This is a genomic window from Moorena sp. SIO4E2, from assembly GCF_010671945.1.
GTDB lineage: Bacteria > Cyanobacteriota > Cyanobacteriia > Cyanobacteriales > Coleofasciculaceae > Moorena > Moorena producens.
Genome location: NZ_JAAHIE010000692.1, coordinates 1 through 3303 on the forward strand (window position 1 = coordinate 1; position 3303 = coordinate 3303).

Consider the following 3303-nt stretch of genomic DNA (forward strand, 5'->3'; position numbering starts at 1 on the left):
ATTCACAGGAGGCTATCAAGGGCATTCAAAAAGGACTGAATGATTTCCAGGCAGGTCGATTTCGGTCTTTCGCTGAGTTTGCCCAAGAGCAGCGTCGCCAGTATAACCTGCCAGTCGATTCATGAAATACCCTATTGAAATTTCCAGTGTGGCCGAGGCGGAAGCCGACAGCGCCTTCCTACGTTTATCCCAAGTCACATCTACCACCCAGGCAAGCCAATGGTATGCTGGATTGCTACAAGCAATCGAATCTCTATCGCAATTTCCAAAACGTTGTCCTCTAGCAAGAGAGAATAAGTATTTCAGTCAAGAAATACGACAATTACTCTACGGTCGGGGACGTAATTCATATCGAATTCTTTTTACCATTTTGGAAGAGCAAGAACGAGCGACCGTTCGCATTCTACACATCCGGCACGCATCACAGCAAACCTTAGGTGAAGAACTAGGCTGATGCCAATATGGTCGTAGCGATCGTCGCTTTTGTAGCTTTTGTAGGTTGGGTTGAAGAATGAAACCCAACATAATTCCCCTCAACACAACGTCTTCTCCTCAAGAGCGAGGTTTTCTCTCTTGCAAAGAGAAACTAAAATTTAATTGGTGTGGCGGTCTGATGTTGTTGGGTTTCCGTTCCTATACCCAACCTACGATTGAATTGAGGTGGTGAGTGCGTACGCTTATCCTCTGTTGCGGATAACATACATTGAGCCATGCGATCGTGCTATACTAAGTAAAAAAATATAATCAAAAAAACGTAATTAATCATGACAGCAAATAGCACTATAGAAAATAGACTCATAGAAAAGCTTAAAAAACTCTCCCTTGAACAAATCCAACAAGTAGAAAATTTGATTGATGCCCTTAGTCAAGATAATACAGAGCGAAAATTAACTGTTGTATCGACTAAACTTTCTGAATCTGTCTTTGCTAAAATTTGGGATAATCCTGAAGATGCCGAGTATGACAACCTATAATTTTGGGGATATTATTCTCGTCCCTTTTCCCTTTACTGACCAAACTACTATCAAAAAAAGACCAACCGTTATCATAAGCTCAAACACTTATAGCAATTCTACGACTTGTGAGGTACAAATTTCTGAGGTGCGACCCGTGGCGAATTTAATTCGCCTACGGAAAGCGCACCTAAGTTTTTAGGGAGCAGGGAGCAGGGAGCAGGGAGCAGGGAGCAGGGAGCAGCGGATATGGGAAAAGGTAAGAGGGAAGAGGTAAAAAATAATGTGTACCTCATAGCTAAGAGAAACGCTATATAATTTCAGGTTAAGGAGAAGGTTCAATTGGCACAAAATTAATTTCTACCTTATATCCAACAGCCTGAGCATAGTCTTCGATCGTCGAGAGCTTGGGAGAATAAGATGAATTAACATTCTCTAAACGGGAAATATTGCTCTTTTGTGTATTTAGAATTTTTGCCAACTCTTCTTGAGTTAAACCGGCTTTTTTCCTTAGGTCAATAAGTTTCTTTCTAAGATCGTAAGCTACGGCCAGAGCTTCATACTCTTTTTTAACTTCACTATTAACTAGAGCTTTTTCTTTAAACTTGGCAAAGGTTGGACGGCTCACTTTTTTATCTCCTTCATCCGTTTTTTGGCCAGATCTAATTCTTTTTTTGGTGTTTTTTGCGACTTTTTAATAAAGGAATGCAGAATAATTACTTCTCTTCCTTTGATCATACAGTAAAGAGAGCGACCAATACCTTCTTTACCTTTTGATCTTATTTCAAAAAGTCCGCCACCCATTGAAGCTGTGTATGGTATAGCAGTCGCCAGGGCAGTTAGGACATGACAAAAGTCTCACACCCTTTGTAAGCGCAAGAGTTTGACTTCTGACTTCGTTCCTTCTGACTTCTGACTTCTGCTATACTAAGAGCATCCGTTAGGATCGGAAGGTAAATTAACCGACAATGCAGACCTTACCTTAAAGATGGCATCCTACTCCCTTAACTTGCCGCTTCAACTTCAGCCAAGTTGTAGAACAATGTGCTTTGCGTCAAGGCATTCCCCTCAACGACTTTATTTTATGGGCAGTGGCTGAAAAAGTTGCCGAAATCAAGCATCAATTCCATGACCCAAGCTTTCCCCACATTACTTATCGTCAAGGAGCCAGTGGTCACCCCGTCTCAGTCATTCGTGGGACAGGGATTCGAGTCCAGACAATTGCGATCGCCACCCACCAATGGGGAATGTCTCCCAACCAGCTGGCCGAGGAATATGGGTTAACTGAAACTCAAATTAACGACGCACTAGGGTTTTACACCGCACATCAAACCGAAATTGACAGCGCGATCGTAGCTGAACAAGAGAGCGAAGTAGCCAATGTCTAAACTTCGGCAACACCAAAGATGAAGGGGAATATATCTGGTTAATCACATCTGGTCAAAGCACGAAAAGGGAGAGAGAAATTTATGAACAATATTTCTAGTGAAGAAATTGAACAAAAAATTGAAGCAGGAGAAGAAGTTATAGACCGCTATTTTGACTCCACAACCACAAGAGTCGGAACACGCCGTCAGATGACTTCAAGAAGAAGACAGGATATAGAAACCACAAGGAGTGGAAATTCCTAGCCCTATGCTTACTGAACTCGATAAAATGGCAAAAGAACTCAACATTAGCAGATCTGGTGTGATTAAAATGATGCTAAGACGCGCCCTGGACGAACATTATCTTGCTAAGAAGCAGATGAAATCCTAAATTTAGTGCGAGCGCAGATCTGGTAGTGCGATAGTGTTTGGAAGGCGCGAGCTATAGCTTTTAGCCTCATTTTGGTTATGCACAAAATCTAAATTATCCACCGATTACTCTTTGTTGGGTCTTTCAACGATAGAATAGACAGCCAAAAAAATATCTAGATAAAAACAACAATGAAATCCATAAACGACTATAAAATTATTTTACGTCCCGATGACAATGGAACTTTTGTCGCTTATATTCCAGCGATTAAAGGATGTCATGCCTGGGGAGAAACTCCTGAAGCAGCCCTCTGTGAATTAAATCCTGTTTTTGAGATGATTCAAGAAGAATACCTCGAAGAAGGCAAAAATTTACCTGATGATGTCGAGGTAACTGTTTCTCATGCCAGCTAAAGCTAAAGCCTTAGAAAAAGTTGCTAAAAAATTAGGCTTTCAGAAAGTTCGTCAAAAAGGAAGTCAATCGCTTCGCTCCAATTCAAAATTATCAATTCAAAATTAAAAAATACCCTATCAATGAATTCGGTGGCTTGTATCCTTAGGTGCGCTTTCCGTTGGCGAATTAAATTCGCCACGGCTCGCACCTGTGGAAACAA

10 protein-coding genes are annotated in these 3303 nt (G+C 41.2%); 7 read left to right on the top strand and 3 right to left on the bottom strand.

The genetic code is table 11. The annotated features are described in order from the left end of the window. Positions 1-121 precede the first annotated feature (121 nt). The 3 genes from F6K37_RS35475 to F6K37_RS35485 all read left to right on the top strand — a co-directional run bounded on the left by F6K37_RS35475 (position 122) and on the right by F6K37_RS35485 (position 974). Positions 122-454: a type II toxin-antitoxin system RelE/ParE family toxin gene (locus F6K37_RS35475; RefSeq protein WP_008189742.1), complete on the top strand. Its 333-nt coding sequence runs from the start codon at positions 122-124 to the stop codon at positions 452-454. Positions 455-511: 57 nt separating this feature from the next. Then, positions 512-667 (top strand): hypothetical protein, encoded by a 156-nt coding sequence (locus F6K37_RS35480; RefSeq protein ID WP_154659948.1) that lies wholly within the window; start codon positions 512-514, stop codon positions 665-667. 97 nt (positions 668-764) lie between these two features. Further along, on the top strand, positions 765-974 hold the full coding sequence (locus tag F6K37_RS35485; protein ID WP_008189744.1) for a hypothetical protein: 210 nt from the start codon (positions 765-767) through the stop codon (positions 972-974). Between the two features lie 98 nt (positions 975-1072). Here F6K37_RS35485 and F6K37_RS35490 read toward each other — a convergent pair whose 3' ends face one another. From F6K37_RS35490 to F6K37_RS35500, 3 genes are read right to left on the bottom strand one after another with little or no spacing between them, the layout of a single operon-like run. Further along, positions 1073-1249, bottom strand: a complete 177-nt coding sequence (locus tag F6K37_RS35490; RefSeq protein WP_154659949.1) for a hypothetical protein — start codon at positions 1247-1249, stop codon at positions 1073-1075. Positions 1250-1278: 29 nt separating this feature from the next. Then, on the bottom strand, positions 1279-1581 hold the full coding sequence (locus tag F6K37_RS35495; protein WP_008189746.1) for a helix-turn-helix transcriptional regulator: 303 nt from the start codon (positions 1579-1581) through the stop codon (positions 1279-1281). Continuing rightward, positions 1578-1787: a type II toxin-antitoxin system RelE/ParE family toxin gene (locus F6K37_RS35500; RefSeq protein ID WP_334220046.1), complete on the bottom strand. Its 210-nt coding sequence runs from the start codon at positions 1785-1787 to the stop codon at positions 1578-1580. Before F6K37_RS35500 ends, F6K37_RS35495 begins: the two co-directional genes overlap by 4 nt. A gap of 215 nt (positions 1788-2002) precedes the next feature. Between F6K37_RS35500 and F6K37_RS35505 the strand changes: the two genes are divergently transcribed. From F6K37_RS35505 to F6K37_RS35520, 4 genes are all read left to right on the top strand, one after another. Next, on the top strand, positions 2003-2341 hold the full coding sequence (locus tag F6K37_RS35505) for a DUF433 domain-containing protein (RefSeq protein ID WP_287255570.1): 339 nt from the start codon (positions 2003-2005) through the stop codon (positions 2339-2341). Between the two features lie 81 nt (positions 2342-2422). Then, positions 2423-2584 carry a hypothetical protein gene (locus F6K37_RS35510; protein WP_287255573.1) on the top strand — a complete coding sequence of 54 codons (162 nt, stop codon included), beginning with the start codon at positions 2423-2425 and terminating at the stop codon, positions 2582-2584. A 25-nt stretch (positions 2585-2609) separates the two neighbouring features. Then, positions 2610-2711, top strand: coding sequence for a hypothetical protein (locus tag F6K37_RS35515; RefSeq protein WP_287255579.1), 102 nt, complete (start codon positions 2610-2612; stop codon positions 2709-2711). A gap of 170 nt (positions 2712-2881) precedes the next feature. Next, on the top strand, positions 2882-3103 hold the full coding sequence (locus tag F6K37_RS35520) for a type II toxin-antitoxin system HicB family antitoxin (RefSeq protein WP_287255575.1): 222 nt from the start codon (positions 2882-2884) through the stop codon (positions 3101-3103). Positions 3104-3303 lie beyond the last annotated feature (200 nt).